The organism is Halomonas sabkhae (assembly GCF_030409265.1).
Taxonomy (GTDB): domain Bacteria; phylum Pseudomonadota; class Gammaproteobacteria; order Pseudomonadales; family Halomonadaceae; genus Halomonas; species Halomonas halmophila.
Genome location: NZ_JAUFPM010000012.1, coordinates 49,338 through 74,097, shown reverse-complemented (window position 1 = coordinate 74,097; position 24,760 = coordinate 49,338). Strand labels below are relative to the sequence as shown.

Annotated in this window: 21 protein-coding genes and 3 pseudogenes; 5 read left to right on the top strand and 19 right to left on the bottom strand. The window is 59.4% G+C overall.

Translation table 11 applies throughout. The features are described 5' to 3' along the window. Positions 1–101: 101 nt before the first annotated feature. From QWY79_RS08315 to QWY79_RS08285, 7 genes and pseudogenes are all read right to left on the bottom strand, one after another. Positions 102–1,331, bottom strand: a complete 1,230-nt coding sequence (locus tag QWY79_RS08315) for an ATP-grasp domain-containing protein (protein WP_290271714.1) — start codon at positions 1,329–1,331, stop codon at positions 102–104. Next, entirely contained in the window at positions 1,328–2,299 is a 972-nt protein-coding gene (gene argC, locus QWY79_RS08310) for an N-acetyl-gamma-glutamyl-phosphate reductase (RefSeq protein ID WP_290271712.1), read from the bottom strand. Before argC ends, QWY79_RS08315 begins: the two co-directional genes overlap by 4 nt. Then, positions 2,277–2,990: a sulfotransferase-like domain-containing protein gene (locus QWY79_RS08305; protein WP_290271710.1), complete on the bottom strand. Its 714-nt coding sequence runs from the start codon at positions 2,988–2,990 to the stop codon at positions 2,277–2,279. The genes argC and QWY79_RS08305 overlap by 23 nt, the downstream gene beginning before the upstream one ends. Positions 2,991–3,011: 21 nt before the next feature. Then, positions 3,012–3,671 carry a YqcI/YcgG family protein gene (locus tag QWY79_RS08300; RefSeq protein ID WP_290271708.1) on the bottom strand — a complete coding sequence of 220 codons (660 nt, stop codon included), beginning with the start codon at positions 3,669–3,671 and terminating at the stop codon, positions 3,012–3,014. Between the two features lie 474 nt (positions 3,672–4,145). Beyond that, positions 4,146–4,691 (bottom strand): annotated as a pseudogene (locus tag QWY79_RS08295) (transposase); the annotation flags it as partial. Continuing rightward, positions 4,625–5,281, bottom strand: a complete 657-nt coding sequence (locus QWY79_RS08290) for a Y-family DNA polymerase (protein ID WP_290271707.1) — start codon at positions 5,279–5,281, stop codon at positions 4,625–4,627. The pseudogene QWY79_RS08295 and the gene QWY79_RS08290, both read right to left, overlap by 67 nt. Next, complete coding sequence (locus tag QWY79_RS08285; RefSeq protein ID WP_290271705.1) at positions 5,278–5,721, bottom strand: LexA family protein; 444 nt, start codon at positions 5,719–5,721, stop codon at positions 5,278–5,280. The genes QWY79_RS08290 and QWY79_RS08285 overlap by 4 nt, the downstream gene beginning before the upstream one ends. Positions 5,722–5,892: 171 nt before the next feature. On the opposite strand from QWY79_RS08285, the gene mobH reads away from it, so the two are divergent. Together mobH and QWY79_RS08275 are read left to right on the top strand one after the other, a co-directional pair. Next, complete coding sequence (gene mobH, locus QWY79_RS08280) at positions 5,893–7,779, top strand: MobH family relaxase (protein WP_290271703.1); 1,887 nt, start codon at positions 5,893–5,895, stop codon at positions 7,777–7,779. Further along, positions 7,760–8,716, top strand: coding sequence for a site-specific integrase (locus QWY79_RS08275; protein WP_290271702.1), 957 nt, complete (start codon positions 7,760–7,762; stop codon positions 8,714–8,716). Before mobH ends, QWY79_RS08275 begins: the two co-directional genes overlap by 20 nt. 834 nt (positions 8,717–9,550) lie before the next feature. On the opposite strand, the gene QWY79_RS08270 is transcribed toward QWY79_RS08275, so the two are convergent. The 6 genes and pseudogenes from QWY79_RS08270 to QWY79_RS08250 all read right to left on the bottom strand — a co-directional run bounded on the left by QWY79_RS08270 (position 9,551) and on the right by QWY79_RS08250 (position 14,095). Continuing rightward, a complete protein-coding gene (locus QWY79_RS08270; protein ID WP_290271700.1) occupies positions 9,551–9,952 on the bottom strand; it encodes a hypothetical protein in 402 nt (133 codons plus the stop codon). 42 nt (positions 9,953–9,994) lie between these two features. Beyond that, positions 9,995–10,408: pseudogene (locus QWY79_RS15810) on the bottom strand (FRG domain-containing protein); the annotation flags it as partial. Between the two features lie 268 nt (positions 10,409–10,676). Further along, a pseudogene (locus tag QWY79_RS08265) lies at positions 10,677–10,926 on the bottom strand (integrase core domain-containing protein); the annotation flags it as partial. Between the two features lie 168 nt (positions 10,927–11,094). Beyond that, positions 11,095–11,790, bottom strand: coding sequence for a polysaccharide deacetylase family protein (locus tag QWY79_RS08260; protein ID WP_290271698.1), 696 nt, complete (start codon positions 11,788–11,790; stop codon positions 11,095–11,097). Beyond that, positions 11,787–12,920 carry a glycosyltransferase gene (locus QWY79_RS08255; RefSeq protein WP_290271697.1) on the bottom strand — a complete coding sequence of 378 codons (1,134 nt, stop codon included), beginning with the start codon at positions 12,918–12,920 and terminating at the stop codon, positions 11,787–11,789. The genes QWY79_RS08260 and QWY79_RS08255 overlap by 4 nt, the downstream gene beginning before the upstream one ends. Further along, positions 12,917–14,095, bottom strand: coding sequence for a sulfotransferase (locus tag QWY79_RS08250; RefSeq protein WP_290271695.1), 1,179 nt, complete (start codon positions 14,093–14,095; stop codon positions 12,917–12,919). The genes QWY79_RS08255 and QWY79_RS08250 overlap by 4 nt, the downstream gene beginning before the upstream one ends. 463 nt (positions 14,096–14,558) lie before the next feature. On the opposite strand from QWY79_RS08250, the gene QWY79_RS08245 reads away from it, so the two are divergent. Next, positions 14,559–16,205, top strand: a complete 1,647-nt coding sequence (locus QWY79_RS08245) for a SulP family inorganic anion transporter (RefSeq protein WP_290271693.1) — start codon at positions 14,559–14,561, stop codon at positions 16,203–16,205. A 151-nt stretch (positions 16,206–16,356) separates the two neighbouring features. Then, on the top strand, positions 16,357–17,997 hold the full coding sequence (locus QWY79_RS08240; RefSeq protein WP_290271690.1) for a BCCT family transporter: 1,641 nt from the start codon (positions 16,357–16,359) through the stop codon (positions 17,995–17,997). 114 nt (positions 17,998–18,111) lie between these two features. Here QWY79_RS08240 and betC read toward each other — a convergent pair whose 3' ends face one another. The 4 genes from betC to QWY79_RS08220 all read right to left on the bottom strand — a co-directional run bounded on the left by betC (position 18,112) and on the right by QWY79_RS08220 (position 21,832). Then, positions 18,112–19,626: a choline-sulfatase gene (gene betC, locus QWY79_RS08235; RefSeq protein WP_290271688.1), complete on the bottom strand. Its 1,515-nt coding sequence runs from the start codon at positions 19,624–19,626 to the stop codon at positions 18,112–18,114. A 164-nt stretch (positions 19,627–19,790) separates the two neighbouring features. Next, entirely contained in the window at positions 19,791–20,906 is a 1,116-nt protein-coding gene (locus tag QWY79_RS08230) for a potassium channel family protein (RefSeq protein ID WP_290271686.1), read from the bottom strand. Between the two features lie 17 nt (positions 20,907–20,923). Continuing rightward, complete coding sequence (locus tag QWY79_RS08225) at positions 20,924–21,514, bottom strand: YjaG family protein (RefSeq protein WP_141321027.1); 591 nt, start codon at positions 21,512–21,514, stop codon at positions 20,924–20,926. 24 nt (positions 21,515–21,538) lie between these two features. Next, positions 21,539–21,832 (bottom strand): MGMT family protein, encoded by a 294-nt coding sequence (locus tag QWY79_RS08220; RefSeq protein ID WP_141321025.1) that lies wholly within the window; start codon positions 21,830–21,832, stop codon positions 21,539–21,541. A gap of 48 nt (positions 21,833–21,880) precedes the next feature. Here QWY79_RS08220 and QWY79_RS08215 point away from each other — a divergent pair, with 48 nt between their 5' ends. Beyond that, complete coding sequence (locus QWY79_RS08215; protein ID WP_290271682.1) at positions 21,881–22,567, top strand: type 1 glutamine amidotransferase; 687 nt, start codon at positions 21,881–21,883, stop codon at positions 22,565–22,567. A gap of 15 nt (positions 22,568–22,582) precedes the next feature. On the opposite strand, the gene mnmH is transcribed toward QWY79_RS08215, so the two are convergent. Both mnmH and selD read right to left on the bottom strand, forming a co-directional pair. Next, positions 22,583–23,680 (bottom strand): tRNA 2-selenouridine(34) synthase MnmH, encoded by a 1,098-nt coding sequence (gene mnmH / locus QWY79_RS08210; RefSeq protein WP_290271680.1) that lies wholly within the window; start codon positions 23,678–23,680, stop codon positions 22,583–22,585. Then, on the bottom strand, positions 23,677–24,714 hold the full coding sequence (gene selD / locus QWY79_RS08205) for a selenide, water dikinase SelD (RefSeq protein WP_290271678.1): 1,038 nt from the start codon (positions 24,712–24,714) through the stop codon (positions 23,677–23,679). Before selD ends, mnmH begins: the two co-directional genes overlap by 4 nt. Positions 24,715–24,760: the final 46 nt, after the last annotated feature.

Here is a 24,760-nt window from a genome sequence, read left to right as displayed (position 1 = left end):
TTTATCGAAAACAACACTGGAATTACTGCCCTAAAAATAAACTTGTCGAGAAAAATTGCATAAAAGTCAATATTAAAAATCAGGAACTGCTCTTAACGCTTTTAGGCTAAGGCTACAATTTCTTCCTCAAATTCCTCAAGCTTGCGTTTTAAGTCATTATTATTTTCACCTCCTGCTATTGCAACGCCGGCGACATCGGCTGAGGAAAAAGCTTCCGATCTTCTCTTTTTTTCCGGCTTGTAACTGATCACCTTCTCTGCTCGTAAACTTAAAGAGGAGGAAGCCAAATCTTGTAAAGAAACTCCAAATGGGATCGTAATCCATCCAAATACTTTCTCCTTAGGTCTGCATGGTGTTATTTTACTGGATTGATTAATTTCTGCATCCATGAGATCGTAGAACGTTTTTCGACCATATCGAGCATCCAAACAATCAATAATCCCAGTTCCACCAGGCCGGCAAGCGATTTCGCAAAAATAGACTCCACGAGAGTTTACAAAATATTCTGCATGGAAATAATAGTTTTTAGTTTCGCTTTCAGCCAAACAAAGCCTTTTTATTCCATCCAAAAACTTTTTGTTTTCACTTTTTAGTAGAGAAGATAACTCATTGTTTTCTCCCACCTGAGCTCCGCCCAGAAGTCCACCTTCTTCATAGTGCATCGGTACTGACAAATACTCACTCACCTCCTGCATGAATATGTCGCCATGTAAAACCAAACCATCCACATGATACATCTTTCCTTCAACAAACTCTTCAGCTACAAGACTCAAGTCTTTATAGAACTTCTGTTCCTCAATTTCTTTCAAAATTTTTTCTAATTGCTTTTGGTTTTCTATCTTACACACATCAACAGCTCCTCCTCCATATCTTGGCTTTAACATCATTGGGAACCCAATGATGTTAGCTGCCAAACAAACTTGATCTACTGAATTTATTTCTAAAACCTTAGGAGTTTTTAAACCTTCCGCATTAGCAAATGCTTTCATTTTATATTTATCACGGAACAACAGAGACTCTTCAATTGAAAGGCCAGGGACGTTCAGGTGTTCTCTTAAATTCGCCGCTCTAACAATATCAATCTCAGACAAAGCTATTATTCTGTGCCAATACCCCTCTCCTTTGCTCGCAATATGTGCTGTCGGCCACGTATTAGTATCATAATTACTTACCATATAAGCTTTTTGAAGCGGACTGTCAAATAGCTCCTCAGCTTGATTGCAAATGACTTTTTTTTCATGTAAAAAAATCGTCAAATCTTGGCTTGATAGTTTATTAAAGGGGAATAAATCTAGCGGCTGCCTAAGGAAAACAGCAATATTTTTACTCATAACAGCCCCCGATATTCGGAAATTCCAAGCATAAGATTTAAGTTTTGGACTGCGGTAGTTGCAGCCCCTTTTCGAAGATTATCCATTGCGAGAGTTACTTGGACTGTATCCGAACTTCCCGAAACAAATATATCTGCAAAATTTCTTCTGGCGTTCAAATTTGCTGAAAGCCTTTCGGCTCTCAGCGAATTTTCACTGAAAGAGTTGTTGACTTTAACTAAAGAGCTATTTGAATAATGGGACTTAAGAATTTCAAAACACTTATCGTGGATACTGCATTTTGGTACTATTTGGCTCCTGTGGAACCCAACAGAAAGGCATAGTCCTCGGTAATAATTACCAACTGCGGGCATAAATATTGGGCTTTTTTCTAGGCCACTGCGGAGACGCATCTCCTCCAGATGCTTGTGGTTAGATTGTAAATTATAGAGTTCTACTCCAATACCTTCGCTACAATTTTTTGAATTCAGAGCTTCGTACTTCTCAATCATTTCCTTACCGCCACCACTGTACCCCGTTTGTGATGCGGCAGTAACTATACACTGCTTTCTTATAAACTCAGCATCGATTAAAGGCTTTATAGCCAGAATAAATGCGCTTGCATGGCAACCAACATTCGCCACACGTTTTGATTCCGCAATTTCCTTTCTCGCCGTTTCACTTAGCTCTGGAAGTCCATACGTCCACCCTGAGTCAAGACGGAATTGAGAGCTCGTATCTATTAATGGCTTGTCATTAAGATCATCATCATTTTTTACTTTTGACATTATTTCTTTGGACGCTACATTTGGCAAGCATAATATTGTGGCGTCAGAGCCCTTCATTAACTCGATACGCTCTTCAATAGAAGAGGATCGTGTCGATTTCGATAGTTTTAAAACCTCAAGATCATTTCTTGGAGATAACAGATCATCTATCTCAAGACCAGCTGTTCCATGATATCCGTCAATATAAATTTTTTTGACCATCTCTAGCTTCCATCAGATAGTTGTAAAAAGGTAATGAATACTCATATGCATATTGTGATTTATAGCTTTTGAAAACTCCAGAATCACAACGTGTGCCTCTCTCAAAACGAGATGTTCTAGCTGCTCTTTTATGCCATTCGATTCGGTCAAACCATTCTTCACGAGCCCCGACTCCCCAGTTTAAGTCTGAAGCCTCAAACTGGCAACCGATAGATGAAAAAAACCTTTCACATGTTAAAATCGGACTCGTCTCTAGATCATCTGCATCCATAACAATTTTTGGCGCCATCCCATGCTCCCTCATTTGACAGTATAACAAATAGAGGCTATCGAATCCAGCTTGAACAAACTTATATCCATTAGAGACTTCCTCCAAACTTTTTATTGATTTGGCGGGACTTCTTACAAGAAATGAATGAGTTGCATCAATTTGGCTAATTTTTGAAAAGAAAGGAAGGCCGTGAAACCCCATTTCTTTTATCAAAACATTTTCTTCATTATTTGCATCATCAATTTTTCCAACAAAATCTTCATAGACGTTACCTATGCGTGAGCCTTGTGTTTTTTCAAAATTTTTGTAATGGTCTAAAAACGGTTCGCTTATAACGGTAAATCCTTTTTTGTGGCTAACCATTTTTTCAAACGCCGTTGACAAAGACCTTGGTACACACCATAAAAAATGAATTTTCATGCCATCCCCCGTCCTTAAGGTTTATACATCCTGCTTGTCTGGTATAAAATAGTAATCCCACCAAGATTCAGGCTTTTCGTCTGGAGGGCCTACTATACTATGCAGAGGGCTTCCATCGAATTTCACAACCCTGTCTCGAATCTTTTTCCTAGCAATGGTTCCAGATTTTGTTCCTGCCTCGTACCCTTGGAAGACTTCTCTTGGCTGGAAGAGTACGATCGGGAAATCAGAAAGAAAACGACTAGGAGTGTTTTTATAAAAAGGCCCTGTCACAAGAACAAAATAAGGCTCACCTTCAAAGAAAAATTCTTTAGAAGACGAGGCAACTTGTTTTTTTGGAAAAGTGTCCAATGCTTCCAAAGCAGACCATAGGTCATCCTTGAGCCTATCTCTGTCACTGTAGATATCACCACCTAATGTAATAGCAAGGTTATAATCGCTTTTACACTCAAGGGAACGAAAATTATTAAAGGCTTTCAGCCCACTTTCCACAGCACATTTGGTTACCTGCTTCTCTATATAAAAAAAACGCAACTTGATGTTTTTTTTTGCGGAGACGCCAAAAAAACATGGGAACTCAGGGTTACTTAAGGTTTCTAATAATTGGCTGCAAGCTCTCTCGTGCCATTCTGGTATGTTCTCGCCACTCTCATTTAGCTCATTTAGTGTCAGGTTTTTCATCGTAGACATTCTTCAAAACTCACATGAAAAAAATCGTATAGCCCTAGCTTCCTATAGTCATGTTTGGAAGAAGGGGCGTAACACCATATGTCCGCAGGGGCTTTGCTATATCTAGCTCCTATATCTTTATCTATCAGTATATTCAGCTCATCATGCGCGTAAGGACGAGGAACTCATTCAATGCCTGCTGGTGAAATTGTGAAATATGTGAATATGAGCGCAATGCGATATTGGCTATAGCTTATGTAGGAAATTTGCCATCCCCCCCTATCCATGCCAGTTCCTTCTTGTAGGTAAAAAAATTATTAATGTCACTCGACCGCTCGGTAAGCGGCTAATTGATACCTGATTCGACTTTCCATCGGCATTTTTATGCCTACATGAAATTTAATCCTGCTACCGGCACAGCCGTGTTCTCCAGCCTCCGTGGGGCCGGTCTGACAAGTGACTGGGTCCTGATGTTGTTGAGTGTCAGGCCAGGACCTTCTCCGGCGGCCAGTCGAACTTACTGAGGTTGGTGACCAGAAAGAAAGCGTGCAGCAACAAATCGTCGGGGCGCTCCTGTGTCACCAACACCACGCGGCGTGGTGCAGGTCAGGAACCGGCTTGATACTCAAGATCGCGGCACCACTCCCGAGGTTGCTCGGGCGGGCGACCTCGAGGCTGTTTCAGGTACGGCGCCGCCAGCTTCTGGAGGCCAGGGTAACTACCCAATCGCCCCAGGAATTCGATCCCGCGCTCTTCCAGAGCCTCCAGTGTGTCATGACCGGTGAAGCCCGCATCGATGCGTACCCGGACACTGGCCCCAATGCTTTCGTGGAGCCGGCGCACCAGATGGGGAATCCAGGTATCGGCGTTCTCCGCCGGACCGGCGTTGCCCTCGCGAAGCAGGCCTCCGACCATGTCGCCGGTCTTAGCCAACGAGACGATCAGGGTCGAGTAGATTCGTGTGCCTACATGGCCGTGGTAGGCCGGTCCGCTCTGATGGCCGTGTACCTCGATCGGCAGGCCGTCTGGATCCCCAGCTCGTACAGCCGGATGGCCATTCGGCCCGCAACACCCCAGACCTCCGTCACCGGCAGCTCCTCGAGGAGTTGTCGCGTTTCGGGGGTGTTCGGCAGCAGGGTGGCCACCCCATCCCGTTCGGGATCACGTTTGGCCTGGTGATTGGCCAACTTCGCCAGGACCTTGCTTGTACTCAGCCCCGTGCTCACCGGAATCCCTGTGTCTCGAAATACCTGGCGCCGCATCGCCTTGCAGCGTTCTTCGAGGCTGTCGGTGGGAAAACCATGGAATCCGAGGAAGCTCTCGTCGATCGAGTACACCTCAACGTCAGGTGTGTGCTGAGCGTATACGGCTGTCACCCGCCGGCTCATATCCCCGTACAGCGCATAATTCGAGCTGAGCAGCACACACTGTCGACGAATAGCAGGCGGGATCTCATGCGCTGGCTGCCCCATCGTGACCCCAAGGGCCTTGATTTCAGGCGACCGGGCCACGACACATCCATCGTTGTTGGAGAGCACCCCAACGGGGATGCCGCGCAAGCGTGGGTCGAAGACCCGCTCAGCGGAAACGTAAAAGCAATTCGCATCCGACAGGCAGATCACCGTCCCACCCCGGAACGTAGCGCGTGGACGTTATGCGTCACGACACCCCACACGTGGCATTCCCGCCCTTCCAGCGGGATGGGCGCGAACGCCGAGTTGCCGGAAACCAGGTAAGGACGCTGCCCGATGAGATCCAGCTGTTTGCAGGTCAGCTCGCCATCGACGGCGATGATGATGACATCACCGCTGCGGGGTTCCAGAGAGCGATCGACGATCAGCAGGTCGCCATCGTAGATGCCATGGCGCATCATCGACTCGCCCTTGGCGCGGACATAGAACGTGGCGCTCGGATGCTGGACCAGGTGATCCACCAGGTCGAGTTCGGTCTCCAGATAGTCGTCAGCCGGACTGGGGAATCCTGCCCTGACGCTATCAGCCGCCAGTGGGATCAGCTGAGGGGACGCGGTCGCCTCAACGCGACCGATGATCTCTGTGCGCATCCTCACGGTGCCCTCCTGATTTACATGTATCTATATACAGTATCTAAGGTGAAAGGCGACAAGGCAAATCCCGTCCGCGAAACCCTACGCGCTGGATTTAACATTCCCTCTGTACCGACGCCCCGGTAAGCCGCTCAGATACCGCGAGTCATCCCCATCAAGGTACTGAGAATGCTCGGCTTGTTTCGGACAGCCAGGAAATCGCGGCAGCACAACGAGGAGGCGGGCTGGCTCAGCCCTCAACCGGGTGGGCAACTGCTGCAGTCCCCCTACAGACAACAACTGATCGGGGCACTCTGGGACATGTGCTCCATGTCCCGACAGGTCTTTGTCGACTATGTCCAGGCACCGATCGAACGGTATGCCGGGCTGGTCCAGGAGCTACCGGCATCCGAGTCCCACCACCACGCCTACCGCGGCGGGATGTTGGATCACGGCCTGGAGGTGGTGTGCTATGCCATGCGGCTACGCCGACAGCACCTGCTGCCGCCCGGCGCGTCGCCGGAAGAACAGACTGCTGTCGGCGAATTGTGGACGGTGGCCATCCTCTATGCCGCGCTGCTGCATGATGTCGCCAAGATCCTAGTCGACATCGAGATCCACCTGATCAGCGGGCGGCGGTGGCATCTCTGGCATGGCCCCATCCCGGAACCCTATCGGGTTCGCTACCGGGAGGATCGTGACTACCACCTGCATGAGACCACCAACCTCCTGCTGGCCCAGCGGATCATGTCACCCAACGCCCTGGACTGGCTCTACAGTGAGCCCCGTCTGTTCGGGACGATGATGTACGCCGTCAGTGGCGTGCCCGAACGCGGGGGCATCATCAGCGAGATCGTCGGGCAAGCCGATCGCACCAGTGTCTCGAAGGCCCTGGGCGGCGATCCCAGCAAAGCCTATGAAGCCCCCACACAGTCGTTGCAACGCAAGCTGGCCGACGGTCTGCGCTACCTGGTCAAGGAGAAGCTGGGCATCAACCAGCCCGGCGCCCCGCTCTACCTGACCGAGGACGCCCTGTGGCTGGTCTCGCCTCGTGTGCCGCGAGAGCTCAAGGGCTATCTGCTGGAGAACGGTGTCGGAGGCATCCCGGGCAGTGACACCCGCCTCTATGACGAAATGCAGGCCCATGGGCTAATCGAGGCCAATCCCCAGGGGCAGTCGGTGTGGCCGGTAACCATCGCGAAAGACGACTGGTCCGTCGACCTGTCGTGCCTGCGTGTACCCCTGGCGCTGATCTGGCCAACACCGGAAGAACGTCCCGAGCCCTGGTCGGGCACCCTGACGGTCCGAGAAAAAGCGTCGAAGAAGGGCAAGAAAGACCAGGCCGAGGCAGCAACTCCAGCCCCGGTCGACACAGCTCCAGCTGCTACCGGCACGACACCGCCCTCTCTGCCTTCATCGGCCGAGTCGTCAGCAACGCCCGCGACTGACGCTCCCGAGCAGGGCACGAGCACGTCCGCGACGGAAGTGCCTGGGCTGGACACCGATTCCCTAATCGACCTGGTCACTGGTGGCGAGACTGCCAACGCCACGACTCCGGTGGCCGATGCCCAGGCAGCGGATCCGTCTCCGGTAGCCGCCACGCATGATGGTGCCTCTTCTCCTCAGCGCACCAAGGATGAGGACACCACCACGTCTCAGCCCGCACCAACAACGAAAGGCAAAACTCTAGGTGAAACGTTTCTGCAGTGGTTGCAGGATGGGGCGAAGAGCCACCGCCTACTAGTGAATGCCCCCAAGGCGCAAGTCCACGGTGTTGATGACACCTGGTTGATCGTCAGTCCCGGCATCTTCCGTCGTTTCTGCCACGAGCATGACGGCGTCAGTTGGACGGAGGTTCAGCAACAATTCCAAAAGCTCGGCCTGCACCGTGTTCGGGACGACGGCACCAACATCCATAGCGCTCGCGTCGATGGGCAGAACAAGAAGGGACGCCTCGTCAAAGGCTACATCCTGAAACGCGCTGATGTTCTCCCGGTTGAACAGCGCAACAACCCCTTTTTGTCACTCATCGAACATCGCAATATGGACGTTAACGATGCCAAAAGATCTGAATAACATCTCGTTCCCGGAATTACTGACGGAATACTTCTTCGAGAAATGGCTTGCCCCCAAAACTCAGGGGTCGTATGCAGGGCCAGTACGTCGCCTACGCCACTATTTCGGCGAGGATGCCTATCCAGGGGACATCTCACGACGAATGGTCAATCGCTGGCGATCCGCCATTCTGAGCACACCTCAGAATCCGGATGGGATCGCAGCGACCAGTTGGAACAACTACGCTCGCCACTTGCGAGCGCTGTACAACTTCGGCATTGAGCGAGAGTACATACCACTGGAGAAGAACCCCTTTCATGGCGTAGCCGTTCGAGAATTGCAGCGTAAGCACAAGACGTTGAATGCCAGTGACATCGCCCGCGCGCGGGAGGCGCTGGAGTTGTGCCGTCGCTATGAAGTCATCAAGAAAGAGCCGAGCCCACTCCATCCCGCCTGGTTCTGGAGTGTCGTGGTCGAAATGTTCTACCACACCGGCATTCGGCTGAATCAGCTACTGACGATCCAGGGGCGCGACATCAATCTTCGGCAGCGCACATTCGTGGCGTCAGCAGATGGGGCCAAGAATGGTCGGGAATCGACCCTACCGATCACCGAGGCACTGTACCCCCACCTGCTGACCTTGATGCGCTCGGCCAGCGCCGCCGGCTTCACGCGCGGGGATCAACTGTTCAACGTCAACCGGTTCAGTGAGCGTCACCGTCGGGACGTCATGGACACGTGGCAAGTCGAGCGATTCTTCAACCGGCTGTCCCAGTACAGCGGCGGTCGCATCACACCCCACCGTTTCCGTCACACCCTGGCGACGGACCTAATGCGCAGCCCTGGGCGGGATCTTCACCTGACGCAGGCGGTGTGCGGTCACACCGACATCCGCTCGACGCTGGGCTATGTGCATAACGACATCGACACGCTGCGGCGCTACCTGGAACAGCGCTAACTCCCCCGATGACGCAGTTCGGCCACTGGCTGTATCGCCAGTGGCCTGCTCCGGCTTGACAAGACGAATCGGATGGACTCGAATAGTAGATGCGCCGATAAATGACATGTATTCCACAGTTGGAGTAACGGCCATACAGCCAGCGATACACTCTCTGCCATTTTCTTCCGCCAGTCATGTGTGGCTTAGATGGTGAGCAACTGACTTGTAATCAGTAGGTCCCGGGTTCGACTCCTGGTGTCGGCACCATCGGAATTTTCCCAGCAGATCAACAGTTTGCAGAACGCAAAAAACCGCCCCTGAAGGCGGTTTTTTTGTGTCTGCGTACAATTCGACGTACAGATTCCTTCCTGATCCCCTTCTCCACTCGGCCTCACGCTGTAACCGCGAGACGGCTGTGGCACATACTCGCGATGCCTTCGGCATGAAAGATAGGTAGCTCTCTAGCAATGGTGTGGCAGTACATTTGGCACTATGACAGCGGAAGGCTGGCTAAAGCTCGACCAAAGTCCTGAGCGGACCATCCAGAGCAAGTTCCACAAACCCTTCTACATCCTCGTATGTATAGTCTGAAGCCGGTTTTACTTCGCGGGACCGGTAGGCAATGTCTTCTACCGACATACCCTCAAGGTCCAACTCGATATCGTGACAATGAAGCTCATTCTGCGGGTCAAAAAATGACCCGCGTTTCGCCGCTTCCGAGCAGCTCGCTCTGATCCACCAACCAGTCATCCTGGATAGGTCCTCGGTCAGCCCCCTGGCACATCCTGTCTCCTAAAACAGGCTCGCCGGGGTGGCCTTGACGTCCCAGCTGAAGGTTACGAATCCGCTTACTCACCAGAGGTCTCGTATCGAGATCTCTTCTGGGTCGAAGCCCTTGTGCTCGGCGTTTGCCCAATCGCGAACCTTTCGCGAGATACCCTCGTATCCGGGGAACAAAGTGGCCCCCGAGATCCCCAGTAACTCACAAGCCATGAGGAGCTCTCCAGCCTGCTCGATGCCCAGCGTGATGCGTTCGAGCACGAATGGCTCTAACGGGGCCTGATACAGGGTATCCTGATGCTGTAACCCCGTAGGAAGGAATAGATCATTCTCGGAGGATTCTTCCTGCTCCGGGAAGGTGACTGGCTTGGCAACCGTGAAAACTCCCGACTGGGCGGCAAGGTTGGGACTGGTGCTACCCGGTGCCTCTACCAGCTTCACGATCTTGGCGTGACGGTTCAGTGCCCAGACCACGATACGCTGACCTTCTGATCTCGACCCAGCGAGAGCGGAAGAGGCAGCGAAGTAAGCCGCAACATGCGCCCGTCGGGACCAATCCAGCAAACATGTAGGTACTCCATGATGCTGAGCGGAGGCCAGTGCGTGATGGAGCTCTTCTTGCGGCCAACTGAGAGGGGTGCACCTTACCGTTGAGTCACTTGCCAAGTCCCGGAGGTATACGCCGTCACCAGGAACTGGAAAGCCTGAGATATCACACCCTTGGATAAAGTGCTGAAGAACCTCTTGCTCAAACTGGACCTGATCTCCACATGCGACGTCTTTCGTCCCCCAGCGCTTTGGGCCCGTGACATCGCCATCCATACGGTGGCTTGCCGGGATTAGCCCGAGATCACAGCATGGCTGCCCCCGAAAGATGAACCGGCTCGGCGGCCAACGATCGGTATCGAGAGGGTCCAAGTAATCGAGCATCTCTCGAGCTGTCTCGAAATGCCGCTCTGAAAACCTCGCCATATCTGAACTCCTTGATGGACGTTCGTCGACCTTAGCACCTACGCTGCTGATTCAAGCCTCTATCCAGCGCCCATACCGGAGCCACTCCATACCTACCCTGTATGAGCTTGAAGAGTACATCCCCGCAGGTAAGCCTCTTGCACAATGGCAAGCCATCGTCTCGTACCTAGATGTGTAAACCCACCAGGTTGTTCACGGAAAGGTCCAGCCGGCTAACTGGAGGATGTTAATCGAGACTGGCACTGGCATGCGGGCGGTGCCAGTTGTACTGATGAAGCCAGGCAGACAGGTGCCTGCCGCACTCATCCGGCTCGCGCGTAGGCCCACTCGCGCAGCGCCGTCTGGATGAACTTCTCCGCTTTACCGTTGGTTCGTGGGCTGTACGGCTTGGTCCGGCGGTGTTTCAGCCTCAGCCGCCGGCACAGGCGCCGAAAGCGACGGGAGCGATAGCACACGCCGTTGTCGGTGAGTACCCGGATAAACCAGTTTTCCGGGTAGGCTCCGGATGAACAACCTACCGAGAGATCACACCTAGCGGATCTGGAAAGGCAGTAGGTCGCCGCTCTCGACGTCCACATCCCTTCTTCTCAGGGTTCCGCCGGGGTTACCTCTTCACCTCTTTCTTGCCATTGGCACGTTGTGAGTTAGCCACGGTGCTGGTCGTAACGCAGGGCTTGCCAGGGTTCGGCGACCAGGCGTTGCAGGTCCTGTGCCAGGCGCAGTTCGGGGTCGTAGGGGTGAATGCCGAGGCGTAGCGGGTGTTCGCCGCGTCGTGCCTGGCGGATCTGGAGCCGGTTCCAGGTCCGGAGTGCCTGCTCGCGCCAGCGCGTGTCGGCCTCGAAACCGACCAGCGGGAGCTTGTCGAGCTGCCCACTCTGCAGGTCAATAATGCCGCGTGTGACCTCGATGCGTTGATAGGGCAGGGTCATGAGGTGCGATCGCGGAATTGCGCCGAGTGCCCAGGCGGGTGGCACATAGGTGCTGGGGGATGCCAGGCCGTGTTGCGGAAACCAGTCGGCGGCGGCCTGCATGAGCCGGGCGATGGCGTCGCCGTCGAGCGCCAGGTGTTCCCCTGCGCGACGCGAGAGCAGGGCGGCGTGCAGGCGATGCCGGAGCCCCTTGATCCGCCAGGCGTGGTGGTGCCAGCCATGGGCGGCGAGTTCCAGCCCCTCCTGTTGCCAGCGGGCCAGAGTGGCGATGTCGCTGGGCTGCCAGTCCTTGCCGGGCACGACCAGCAGCGTCAGATTCGCGTGACCCTGCGCTCTCAGCGTGTCGATGATCGAGGCGACGCGCGGCAGGGTATGCGGCATGACATCGTGGATCGAGAGCAGGGCTTTCATGGTCGGGCGGTGGCCTGTGCGGTCAGTACGTCAAGCCATTGCTCGAGCGTGTCGTCATTGAGCTGCAGGGCCGCCTCCCGTGCGCGGGACGCCACTTCGGTCAGGAAGCCGGGCGGGCTGGCCTGTAGACGGCCGATGGCATCGCTCAGGGTTTCGCCGTGATGGATCTTGCAGAGTCCGTTCGCGAGCTGTGGCCAGTCATGAATGCCGATGTTTTCCGACACCAGGGCCGGGCGGCCGCGTGCCATGGCTTCGAGGGCGATGGAACCGAAGGTCTCCTGGTGGGAGGGCAGTACCAGCAGGCTGGAGTCGTCGATCAGTTGGCGCAACGCATCACGCGACAGCCAGCCACGGTAGTCGAGGTTGGGCAGTTCGCTGGCGGCGGCTTCGACCCGGGACTTGAGAGGACCATCGCCGCCGATCACGAAGCGGATGGACGGCCAGTGGCGCGCGGCCTCGAGGATGGTATCGATGTTTTTTTCCGCCGCCAGTCGGCCCGCGAAGCAGACCTGCTGCAGGCCTTCCGTCAGCGGGGCGGGTGGCGTTTCCGCAAAGTTGCGGGCCAGGGGGGTGCCCATCACATCGCATTGCCTGGCACCCAGGCCCATGACCGTATCGTCCAGCGCCTGGTTGTGGATCAGCACCGTGCTGCTGCGTTGGCAGAGAAAGCGGTTGGCGGAGCTCAGGCAGCCGCTGATCAGTTGCCGCTTGAAGGGCCGCCAGTACAGGTCGGCCAGGCCCTCGAAGTGAGTGTGGTAGGCGGAAATGAAGCCGCATTGATGGCGGCGGGCCATCCAGGGGCCGAGCAGGCCGTAGGGGCCGGGTGTCACGCTGACGATGACATGCGGTTGAAGCCGCGCCAGGGTTCGGTGAATCCGGACGGGGTTGGGCGCCGCGACATGCTGGGTGGCATCGCCCGGCAGGGGGAAGCGGAAAGGGTGGAAGCCGTTCGACGCTTCAGGCTGCAGGATCTCGACACATTCGACGCGGGATCGCAGTTGATCGATCAGGTCGTGATAGTAGGAGCCGGTGCCATTGCGTTCGGCCAGGGAGTCGGAGAAGAAGGCAATGCGCAACCGGTGCACGGCGATGCCGGGCTCGGGCTGTAAGGGGGTGGCTGTCTCGTTCACGTACTGATCCTGATTCGCTGAGGCAGGGCGAGGAGGCCCAGGTAAGCCGGCTGCATGACGGCTTCCATGGTGTCACGCGGGATCGCCAGTGACTCGGCCGTATGCTGGTGCCGACTCGCGGTACCGGCGGGCAACTGCTGTACATGGTGCGCCAGCTCCGGGCCCATTGGTTCGCCGATCCATGCCATTGCTCGGGTGATGAGGAGTGACGGCTGCTCACGCAGGTCGTCCATGTCGATGACCGCTCCCTGTGACATTGACCCGTCAGCCAGGGTGTCGTTCAGGTGGTCGAGTGTCTCGCCGAACATGGCGAGGAAGTCGTGTTGAAACCGCGCGCTGTCTGCTTTGGTGCCGCACAGTTCGGCGGCGCTGCGCACCGAACTGAGCTGGGAGCTCAGAGCCGCGACGGGGTCGCGCACACAGACCATGAAGCGGGCCTCGGGAAACTGCTGCCGGAGTCCGTCCAGCCAGGAGCCGAAGGCGGCATTCTTGGAGAGCAGGCGTCGTTGCTGCTCATCGGCATACAGATGGCGTTGCAGACTGCGCTCGTAAAAGCGTAACAGGCGCCGGCGCCGTCCGGGACTCATCCGGCGGTCGAAGTGGCCCAGCTCGTAGAGGCCGGGGCTGCCCGGGAATACCAGCATGAGAATGAAGCAGCCGCCGGCGGGCAACAGCGTCAGGTAGTCCTCTTCGGCGGCGTGGAGGCCGACATCATGGATGGCGGCGAAGTCACCGACCGCGCGCCGGATGATGGCGTCCAGGCCGCGCCGCCCCCATCCTCCCAGAGCGTGGTCCAGCTTGCCGAGCCCGCGCAGCAGCTTGCGTTGCGTGATCGAGGGCGCCAGCAGGGCTTCCCAGGTAGTGAGCGTGGTATAGCGCCGGCGGTCCATGGCCAGGGTGCGATGCAGGAAGGTGGTGCCACTGCGCGGCAGGCCGGTGATGAACAGGGCTCGACCGACCCTCACGCCGCGATAACGCGGAAACAGCAGCTCATCCAGCAACAGGCAGAGGGCATGGACGCCCTGGACCAGCAGGAAGAGGGGCATGCCGAGTACCAGTAGCAGGGCACGGCGTGGCCTGATGGGAGCACGCGGGTCGCGCCAGGCAACCAGGGCCCGACACCACCAGCGGCAATGCAGGGCCAGGCCTTCCAGCAATGTGATGAGTGTCGTCATGAGGCCGAGGGTATCAACTTGTCAGTGCAGGAACAGCGGGAGATTGCGGCCGGGCCAGTCAAAAGGTGTTACATCATGGCCTTCCGGGCACCGGGGCAGCTTCCGGTCCGGCCGTCAGGGGCAAGCCGGTTACTCTGCGCTGCCGCTCATTACCCTTTGATGACAGCGTCGCGGCGCCTGCCCGTCGGCCTTCGGCACCGGGACGGCGGCCACGCATGGCGCGCTAGGCTAACCTCTGCTTGGCCTCAGGGTACAAATAAATCATTGGTATGACAGGCTTTCCCCCTTCATTGTGAATGCATCGAAACAACGCTGTTGTGAGCGCCACAATGGCTTACCTCGTAGGGTGATTCCTCATGATGCATGCCGTTGACCGAGCCATGAAGCTCATCCGATCCAGACCTGGTTCCGTCCTGTCCCGCTGCTCGGTACTCCGCCGGCGAGCGCTATCGGGGCAATCCTGATGCGTGGTGCCAGCGGGGACCGCACGGCATCCACCCGGCTGCGCCGGTATCTGCCGTTTCTCGACTGGATGCCGCGGCAGACGCCGCGCTCGCTGCGCACGGATGCCATTGCCGGCCTGACCGGTGCCGTGCTGGTGCTGCCGCAGGGCGTCGCCTATGCCCTGCTGGCCGGTCTGCCGCCGGAATACGGGCTGTATGCGGCCATCGTGCCGGTCATCCTGGCGGCGCTGTTCGGCTCATCACGGCAAATGGTCAGTGGCCCGGTAGCGGCCTTGTCGATCGCGCTGTTTTCCACCCTGCAGCCCTTCGCCGAAGCGGGAACCAGCGAGTTCATCACCCTGGCGATGACCCTGACCTTTCTGGCGGGCGTGTTCCAGATCCTGCTGGGGGTGGCGCGCCTGGGCGCTCTGGTCGAACTGGTCTCGCATTCGGTGATCACGGGGTTCACGGCCGGGGCGGCGCTGATCATTGCCGCCAGCCAGCTGCCTCATGCACTGGGCCTCGAGGCAGTCGAAAACGGCAGTTTCCTGTCGTTATGGCCTCAGCTGCTGACCCGTCTCGATGCCATTCAGCCCCTGGCGCTGTTGATCACCGCTGCCACCATTCTCGTTTGCCTGGCCTTTCAACGCTGGTTGCCACGCTGGCCGGGCATGATCGTGGCGATTCTGGCGACGACGCTGCTGGCGGCCTGGCTCGATCCGCAGGGCCAGAGCATTCAGCGGGTAACCGAGGTGCAGGCAGGATTGCCGCCGCTCTCGGCGCCTGATCTGTCGCTGGAAAACCTGCGCCTCTTGACGCCCGGTGCCATGGCGCTGGGCCTGCTCGGCCTGGTGCAGGCCGTGGCCATCTCGCGCGCCATTGCGGCCAGCACGGGGCAGCGGCTCGACAACAATCAGGAGTTCATCGGCCAGGGGATTGCCAATCTGGGAGGGGCCTTCTTTTCCGGCTATGTCTCCTCGGGGTCGCTGACCCGCTCGGGGCTCAATGCCAGCGCCGGGGCCTGCTCGCCCATGGCGGCCCTGTTCTCGGCGCTCTTTTTGATACCCATTCTGCTGCTGGCGTCGCCGTTGCTGCAGTTCATTCCCATGCCCGCCATTGCCGGACAGCTGCTGCTGGTCGCCTTCAAGCTGGTCGACCGGCAAAGCATTCGCGAGGCTCTGACCCTGAGCCATTCGGAAGCCACCGTGCTGCTGATCACCTTCTTCAGCACTTTGTTGCTGGCGATGGAGTTCGCGATCTATCTGGGCGTGCTGGCGTCGTTGATCTTTTACCTGCGACGCACCACGCGCCCGCCCGTGGTGGAGAGTGACCTGAACCAGGCGCCGCCGACGCTCCAGCAGACCATCGGTGAGGCGGGCTGTCAGGTTCTGCGCATCGATGGCTCGCTGTTTTTCGGTGCCTGCGATTCGGTGGCCAAACGGCTGGAATATGTCGACCAGCCCAACCTGGTGATCCTGGCCGCGGGCATCAACTTCATCGACCTGAGTGGCATTCATCTGCTGCAGCGCCAGGCGCGCCGCTGCCATGCGCGCGGTGGAAAGCTCTACCTGGCCTGGACCAAACCCAGCGTGGTGGCGCGCCTGCAGCGCGTCGGCCTGGTCACGGAGGATCCACGCGATGAGCAGCCGGTGGTGATCGTCCTCTAGGACTCCGCCAGTACGGAATATACCGGTTTCCCCGCCTGCCATCGCCGTCGGCGCTGGCGGGCTGTGCCTCTGGCAGGTGTGACGTGCCTGCCGTCTCTCGAAACTGCAAAACAATAATCACCATGATAACGACGACAAGGAGAAGCCCTATATGAGCTCCTCGAAAGAACCGCTATCGCCGCCCGGTGCCGGCGACATGCACACCGACTATGTGGTCGGACAGGATAATATCGAAGGTAGTATCGGTCCTGTCGGCTTCGACATTCACAATCGGGTTTTCATCGTCTCCGCGCTGGCGTCGGTGGTCTTCATCGTACTGACCCTGATATTTCCCGAACGCGCCGGCGAATTCTTCCAGTCCATCGTCAGCTTTTCGACCGGCACCCTGGACTGGTACTTCATGATTCTGGTGGATTTCTTCATCCTGTTCTGCCTGACCCTGGTGGTGCTGCCGCATGGCAAGGTGCGCCTGGGTGGCCCGGATGCCCGGCCGGAATATGGCTATCTGTCCTGGTTCGCGCTGCTGTTCACGGCGGGTATCGGCATCGCCCTGCTGTTCTTCAGCGTGCTGGAGCCGGTGTATCACGCCAATGTGTCGCTGCCGCTGGGCATAACGTCGCCCTTCGGTGAAGAAGGTGGCCTGGATACCTCGGCGATTCCCGAAGCCACGGCCATGGGCCTGGCGGGCACCTTCCTGCACTGGGGGCTGCATGGCTGGGCCGTGTATGCGGTGATGGCCCTGGCGCTGGCCATCTTCTCGTACAACAAGGGACTGCCGTTTTCCATCCGCTCGGTGTTCTTCCCGATCCTGGGGGATCGTGTCTGGGGCTGGTGGGGCCACGCCATCGATATCCTGGCGGTGTTCTCCACCCTGTTCGGCCTGGCCACGGCACTCGGCCTGGGTGCCCAGCAGGCCAATGCGGGCATGAATTTCGTCTTTGGTATCGAGGTCAACACCACCACTCAGGTGATCGTCATCGCCCTGGTCACGGCCGTGGCGCTGGTGTCGGTATGGCGTGGCCTGGACGGTGGCGTGAAGCGGCTCTCCGAGCTCAACATGGGCGCGTCGCTATTCTTCTTCATTTTCGTGTTGCTGGCCGGTCCCACCCTGATTGCCGTCAGCGGCATGTGGTCAGGCATTCAGCATTATGTCACGGAGTTCATTCCGCTCTCGGCGCCCTTCGGTCGTGAGGATGATGCCTATCGTCAGGCCTGGTCGGTGTTCTACTGGGCATGGTGGGTCAGCTGGGCGCCCTTCGTCGGCATGTTCGTCGCCCGGGTATCGCGTGGCCGCACCGTGCGTGAATTCGTGCTCTGTGTGCTGCTGGTGCCCAGCCTGTTCATTTTCGTCTGGATGGGCGTGTTCGGCAGCACCGCGCTGGAGCAGCTTTATGCCGACCCTGCCGCGAGTCTGGTCAAGGATTACGTGATCGACAGCTACCAGCCCGAACTGGTCCTGTTCGGCATGCTCAATGAGCTGCCGCTGACCGGTGTGATGTCGACACTGGGCATCATCCTGGCGCTGGTCTTCTTCGTGACCTCCTCGGATTCCGGCTCGCTGGTGATCGACACCATCACGGCCGGCGGCAAGATCGATGCGCCGCGGCCTCAGCGCATGTTCTGGGCCACGGTGGAAGGGCTGATTGCCATCGTGCTGCTGATCGGTGGTGGCTTGTCGGCACTGCAGGCCGGTGTCACGGCAACGGCGATTCCGTTTTCCATCGTGATGCTGCTGATGTGCTACTCGATCATCCGCGGCCTGAACGGTGAGCTTCGCCATATCCGCGGCTGACAGCCTCTGCTGCCAACGTCAATAAAAGCGCCCGTACCAGCCGGTACGGGCGCTTTTGCATGCCGGTCTGGCCGGCGTTTCAGGGCAGGGCCTGGACCCTGCCCGGTTCACGGGTTACTCACCCCGCGGGTAGCGCTGGGCTTCCTCGACCTCGTTCAAGTCCATGTGATTGCGCATGTAGCGCTCGGACGCGTCCTGCAGCGGCTGATAGTCCCAGGGGTAGTAGTGGCCATTGCGCAGTGCCTCGTAGACGATCAGGCGCTGGGCCTGGGAAGCGCGCACCTCGGCATCGAAACGGGCCATGTCCCAGCGCTCGTGGACCTTGGCCTGATACTCGGCCAGCACCTCAGCGTAGTCGGGGTCTTCCGCGAGGTTGCGGGTTTCCAGTGGGTCGGCTTCCAGGTCGAAGAGCTGGGGTGGATCGATCTCGCAGTGGTTGAACTTCCACTTGCCCTCGCGGATGGTCACGATCGGGGAGTAACTGCCTTCGGCGGCGTACTCCATGTAGACCGGCGCCTCGCGCTTCTCGCCGCGCGCCAGGGGCAGCAGCGACTGGCCGTCGGTGTAGGGCGCGATCGAGGACAGGTCGATCCCGACGAGGTCGGCAATGGTGGTATTGATGTCGACGATCGACACCGGATCCTCGACGTTGCGCGGCTCCAGGCCCGGTGCGGCCAGCATCAGCGGCACGCGCGAAGAGCCTTCATAGGGGCTCATCTTGAACCACAGGCCCTTCTCGCCAAGCATGTCGCCGTGGTCGGCACACACCACGATGATGGTGTTGTCGAGCATGCGGGTGCGTTCGAGCACATCCAGGACACCGCCGATCTTGTCGTCGATGTAGGAGATGTTGGCGAAATAGCCCTGGCGAGCGTTGCGCACATCCTGCGGCTGGATGTCGAACTTGGTGTAGTCGTTGGCCTCGAAGACGCGCTGGGAATGCGGGTCGAGCTCATCGAACGGCACGGCGCCCTGTTGCGGCTCGAGGTGCTCGCAGTCGTTGTACAGGTCCCAGTACTTGCGGCGCGCCACATAGGGGTCGTGCGGGTGGGTGAAGCTGACGCAGAGGGCCCAGGGGCGATCGTCATGACCGCGCGACAGGTCGAAGAGCTTCTGCTCGGCGTGGAAGGCGACTTCGTCGTCGTATTCCATCTGGTTGGAAATCTCGGCGACCCCGGCGCCGGTCACCGAGCCCAGGTTGTGGTACCACCAGTCGATGCGCTCGCCCGGCTTGGTGTAGTCCGGCGTCCAGCCGAAGTCGGCGGGGTAGACATCGGTGGTCAGGCGTGTCTCGAAGCCGTGGAGCTGGTCGGGGCCGACGAAGTGCATCTTGCCCGACAGGCAGGTGGAGTAGCCGGCACGGCGCAGATGGTGGGCCCAGGTCGGGACACTGGAGGGAAACTCCGCCGCATTGTCGTAGACGCCGGTGCGGCTCGGCAACTGGCTCGACATGAAGGCGGCACGACCCGGTGCGCACAGGTAGCTGGGTGTGTAGGCGTTGTTGAAGTTGACCGCGCGCTTGGCCAGTTTCTTGAGATTGGGCGCGTGCAGAAAGTCGGCGGGACCATTCTCGAACAGCGTGCCATTGAGCTGGTCGGCCATCAGGACCAATACGTTGGGTTGCGTCATGGGGCAATCTCCCTGGCGAATATTGTTGGCGTCGGAGCCGGATACGAGGCCGTCTCCGATGTCTCAACAATGACGTCTGCAGGGCTCGCCGACCAACGATTTATTTGCCCCCTGAGGCCAAACTCAATTTGGGCTCGAGTGCCCGCCCTTGAGGGCCTCGTGCATCATGTCCGGGTGCCGTCCAGCGCCCAGTTGAAGTCATTGATGCGTTCATCGGCGATGTAATACAGCACGGCCCCGGGCGCGACCGACATGGCGAGCGAGGGATTGATGGAGATGGGGTCGCGGTGGCTGGCGGCGACGCCGATCAGGGTGGCGTCATAGCGCTCCTTGAAGAGATGGAAGAGCGTTTTCAATTCGACGCTGTGCTGGCCGGCATACTCGATGGAATATTGCGTCATGCCCTGATCGACACTCAGCAGCTCGTGCTGCACGCGGCTGGAGCCCGGGTCCATGGCGGCCTTGGCCAGCATTTCGGTGGCGACGGACGGCATGGGCTCGATATTGGGCAGGTGGCGCTTGAGCAGCTGGCCCATGTGCTGGTTGTGGAAGTAGGTGATGACGTGGGCATCGGGATTGGCGTTGCAGACGAAGAGGGCGGCCGAGGAGGTGGCGTCGTCGTCCTGGCAGTCGATGATGATCCGTGCCGCGCGCTCGACGCCGGTCCGCCGCATGGCTTCTTCGCCGGTGAAGCTCGAGACCCGCACGAAGCCGATGCGATCGGGGATGGGGTTTTCCATCTCGGTGCGCACGCACAAGGCCAGCGGGCGCTTGTCGGCATGGTAATCGAGCTCGCGCAGCAGCAGCCTCAGCAGTTGCAGCGTATGCTCCTCGTTCCAGCCAATCACCAGGATGTGCTGGTCGTAGTCAAGCGAATCCAGACCCATCACGCCTTTTCTCCACAGAAAGGAAATATGTGCCGCCATGCGGCCGATGAGGATACCGAAGAGCCCGAGCCCCAGCGGAATGACAAACAGGCTGGTCACCCATCTGCCTGCCGAGGTGACCGGGGAGAAGTCGCCATAGCCGACGGTCGATGCCGTGACCACGATCCAGTAAAAGAAGTGATCGGGTGACGCAATCTCGCGCTCGCCGGAAAGCCACATCAGGACCCAGCTCGCCAGGAGGTAGAACAGCAGAGCCAGCAGCAGGTTATACCATTTGAACTCGATGAAATGGCGTACCACCAGCTGTTTGACTTTGTACAGGATATGCATGCTGAGCGGGGTTCCCGTCGTCTGGTCCGTGTCGCCGGGGCTGCCGAATGGCAGGGGCGTCATGCGTTGAATCCTGCGCCTCAGGTGTCGGCACTCAGGCCCAGGTTGCTGACGCCTTCATTGCGCCCGAGCTTTCGCATTGCCTTGATGGCGTCCTTGTCGAGTCTGGCCTGGGCGGCTTCGAGCGCGGCGTCCTGAAAGTCGTTCTCCTCGGCCATCAAGGGGTGTTCCCGCGTCAGTTGGGCGAGCTTGTCATCATCGTCCTCACCCTCGGTCAGTTCGATGAAGGCGCGCACGCCGCCGCGCGAAGTGCGGCTGACCTCGAGGATCGAGCCCGGTGACTCGCCACGCAACGCATCGAGCAGGGCGGAGAGGGCGACCACGGCCTCCAGGGCGCGCCGGGCGCCGAAGCTGTCGTCCTCGGCGGGCGGCTCCAGCTCGGCCAGTTTGTCGGCCTGGCGGTCGAAGTCGATGCGGGCATCCTTGACGCTCAGCTGTTCCCAGACCAATGCCAGGACGGCGCGCAGGGCCTGGGGGTCGCCGTGGCCGGTGGTCTCGGCATACAGCGCGTAGTTGGGTACCAGGCGTTCGCACAGCGTCGCCATGAAGGCCTGCTGGCCGGCGGGTGTGAGGGCCTGCAGCTGATCAAAGAAGCCGGTGGATGACGACATGCATTCTCCTTGGTGAAATGAGGCTCAGGGCCAGAGGCGTTCCGCGGCGACCCGGCCGCGACTGTCGAAGGCCACGCCCTCATCGAGCAGACGGCGCCGCTGTTCGTCGGCACCGCCGTGATCGGCCAGTCGGCGCGACGCGGTGATGACGCGGAACCAGGGCAGGCCGTGGCCCGCCGGTAACTCGCGCAATGCCCTGGCGACCAGGCGCGGGGTGGCGCCCTCGGTCATGGCGGCGATGCGCCCGTAGGTGGTGACCCGGCCGGGCGGGATCTCGGCCAGGATGGTGAGGATCTGTTCCTTGAGTGCTGGCTTCATGTAACCTGCTTTCCCGGTCTGTCACTCATGCCATCGTCGAGGTCTGTCATGCATTTTCATCTGCTGCAGCATAGCCCGCACCAGGGCCCCGCTCGAATCGCCGACTGGCTGGATAGCATGGGGCATAGCCATACCGTTTTCCATCTGCATGACGGCGAGTTGACGCCCCGCCTGGCGGATGCCGACGGGCTTATCGTGCTGGATGGCCCGGACGAAGGGCAAGTCGACCCTCAGGCGACCTGGCCGCGCGACGAGAACAAGCTGATTGACCGGGCGCTGGACGGCCGCAAACCCCTGCTGGGAGTCGGCTACGGGGCGCGCCGCATCGCCGAGGCCCTGGGCGCGGTGGTATCGCGCGGCACCCATGCCGCGAGCGGCTGGCACAGCGTCCGGCTGGCGCCGCAGAGCCCCTTCGACCTGCCGGAGACCTTCGAGGCCTTCATGTGGCATCGCGATATCTTTGCCCTGCCCGATGACGCCTTGCCACTGGGCGGCAGCGAGGCCGGCCCCATGCAGGGATTCAGCTGGGATGCGCAGCGCGTGATCGGCCTGCTGTTTCACATCGAAGCCACGCCCGCCAGCGCCGCGGCGATGCTGGACCACCTGCCGGCGCTGGGCGGTGGCCCCTATGTGCAGTCGCGCCGGGCCATGCTGGCGGATACGCGCCGTTTCGATCGCCAGGCGCCGTTGCTGGACCGCCTGCTCGCCCAGTGGCTGGCCAGCGTGCGTCGCTGACGCGATGCGCCGGGGTCACGCGGGCGTGGCGCTGGCTGCCCAGTCCCGTGCCGCGGCCAGGCAGCTGTCCCAGTCGCCGACGTGGAGAAAGTGCTGGTCGTTGTGCTTCTCCAGCTGATAGCGATACATGGGGTCGTAGTACTCGGTCAGCAGGGGCGCCAGCCAGGCCTCGTGGGCCTTGGGGTTACCGCGCTCGTGCTCGCGGAAGGCGAGCTCCTGCAGGCGCTGCAGGCGGGCCAGCCGGGCACTGCCCAGCCGCTTGCGCAGGCGCAGCAGGGCGCTGGAAAGCTGCTTGCGCATCAGGCTCCAGCCCAGCCAGTCGCCGAACTGTCCCTGATAGACCGCCCACAGGTCGGCGATGTAGTCCTTGTGGATCTGTTCCAGTCGCCAGTCCAGCGGCATCTCCACGCGTATGCGCGGGGCACGCTGCATGCCTCGCCAGAAGGTCAACGGGATATTGGCGACGCCGATATGGCGGGACTCGTCCTCCAGGGCCAGCGGCCCGGGGAGCTCCAGCAAGCGCCGGCCCATGTCATGCTCGAAGTCGATCTGTGACGGCGCCTCCAGGGGATGTCGACCAAAGGCCGAGCCCTTGTGGCGGGCGCAGGCCTCGAGATCCAGCCCGCACTCGAGGGACTGAATCAGGCTGGTCTTGGCACAGCCGGTGAGGCCGCCGACCACCAGCTGTGGCTGCTCGGCGGCGGCATCGATGCGCGCACACAGGGCCTGGCGCATGGCCTTCCAGCCGCCGCGGATGCGCGGCCGCGGCATACCCGCCTCGGCCAGCCACTGCTGCGCGACCCGGGAGCGAAGCCCGCCGCGAAAGCAGTAGATGATGGCATCCGGGTGGTTTTCGAGCAGTGCCTGCCAGGCCGCGATCCGCTCGCGGCGCACATCGCCCGCTACCAGGCGCTCGCCCAGCTCGATGGCCGCCTGCTGACCGGCCTGCTTGTACTCGATGCCGACCCGGTGACGTTCCTCGTCATTCATCAGCGGCAGGTTGACGGCACCGGGCAGCGAGCCCTGACGAAATTCCACCGGGGCTCGCACATCGATCAGCACCTTGCCTGCCTGCAGTAACGCCAGATCGGGCTCGATCAGCTCGTGGCTCATCCACGTACCTCGATACGTGCCTCGCCACGGGCCGTGACGACTTCCCCGAAGGGTTCGAGCTCGAGGCCATATTCCCGCCCGAGGCGTTCGATATCGTCTTCCCAGGACGGGTGCACCGAGAGCAGCAGTCCGCCGGAGGTCTGGGGATCGCACAACCACTGCCAGTGCGCCTCGTCCATGGCCGGCAGGGCCTTGCCGAGGGCCTCGCGGTTGCGTCCCGAGCCGCCGGGCACCGCCCCCTGGCGCCGATAGGCCTCGGCCTCGGCCAGGCGCGGCAGACGGCGAAAGTCGATGCGTGCCGCCACGCCACTGGCCTCGCACATCTCGGCCAGGTGGCCGGCCAGGCCGAAGCCGGTGACATCGGTCATGGCATGCACGCCCTGGATGCGTGCCAGCGCCATGCCGATGCGGTTGGTCTCGAGCATGGTGCGGCGGGCCAGGCCCTGGTGCCCGGGCTCCAGGCGGCCCTGCTTCTCCGCCGTGGTCAGCATGCCCACGCCGAGCGGCTTGGTCAGATAGAGCAGATCACCGGGCTTGGCCCCCTTGTTGAGCTTGAGGTGCTCGAGGTCGACCAGGCCGTTGACCGCCAGGCCGAAGATCGGCTCCGGAGCATCGATGGAATGCCCGCCGGCCAGTGCCAGCCCCAGTTCTCGGCACACGGCCTGGGCGCCGCCAACCACATCCCCGGCGATATCCGCCTCGAGCTTGTCCAGCGGCCAGCCCAGAATACCCAGCGCCATGACCGGCGAGCCGCCCATGGCGAAGACATCACTGATGGCATTGGTGGCGGCGATGCGGCCGAAATCGAAGGGGTCATCGACGATCGGCATGAAAAAATCGGTGGTGGCAATCATACCGCGGCCGTCACCCAGGTCGTAGACCGCCGCGTCCTCGCGCCCCTGGTTGCCGACGATCAGTTGCGAGCTCGAGGCGCCGGGGCCGGCCTTGGCCAGAATGCCGTCCAGCACATCGGGGGCGATCTTGCAGCCGCAGCCGGCGCCGTGACTGTATTGGGTCAAACGGATCGCACTCATTGGGGTCTCCTTGGCAGATGGGGCCTGATGTATCGCACGTGGAAGC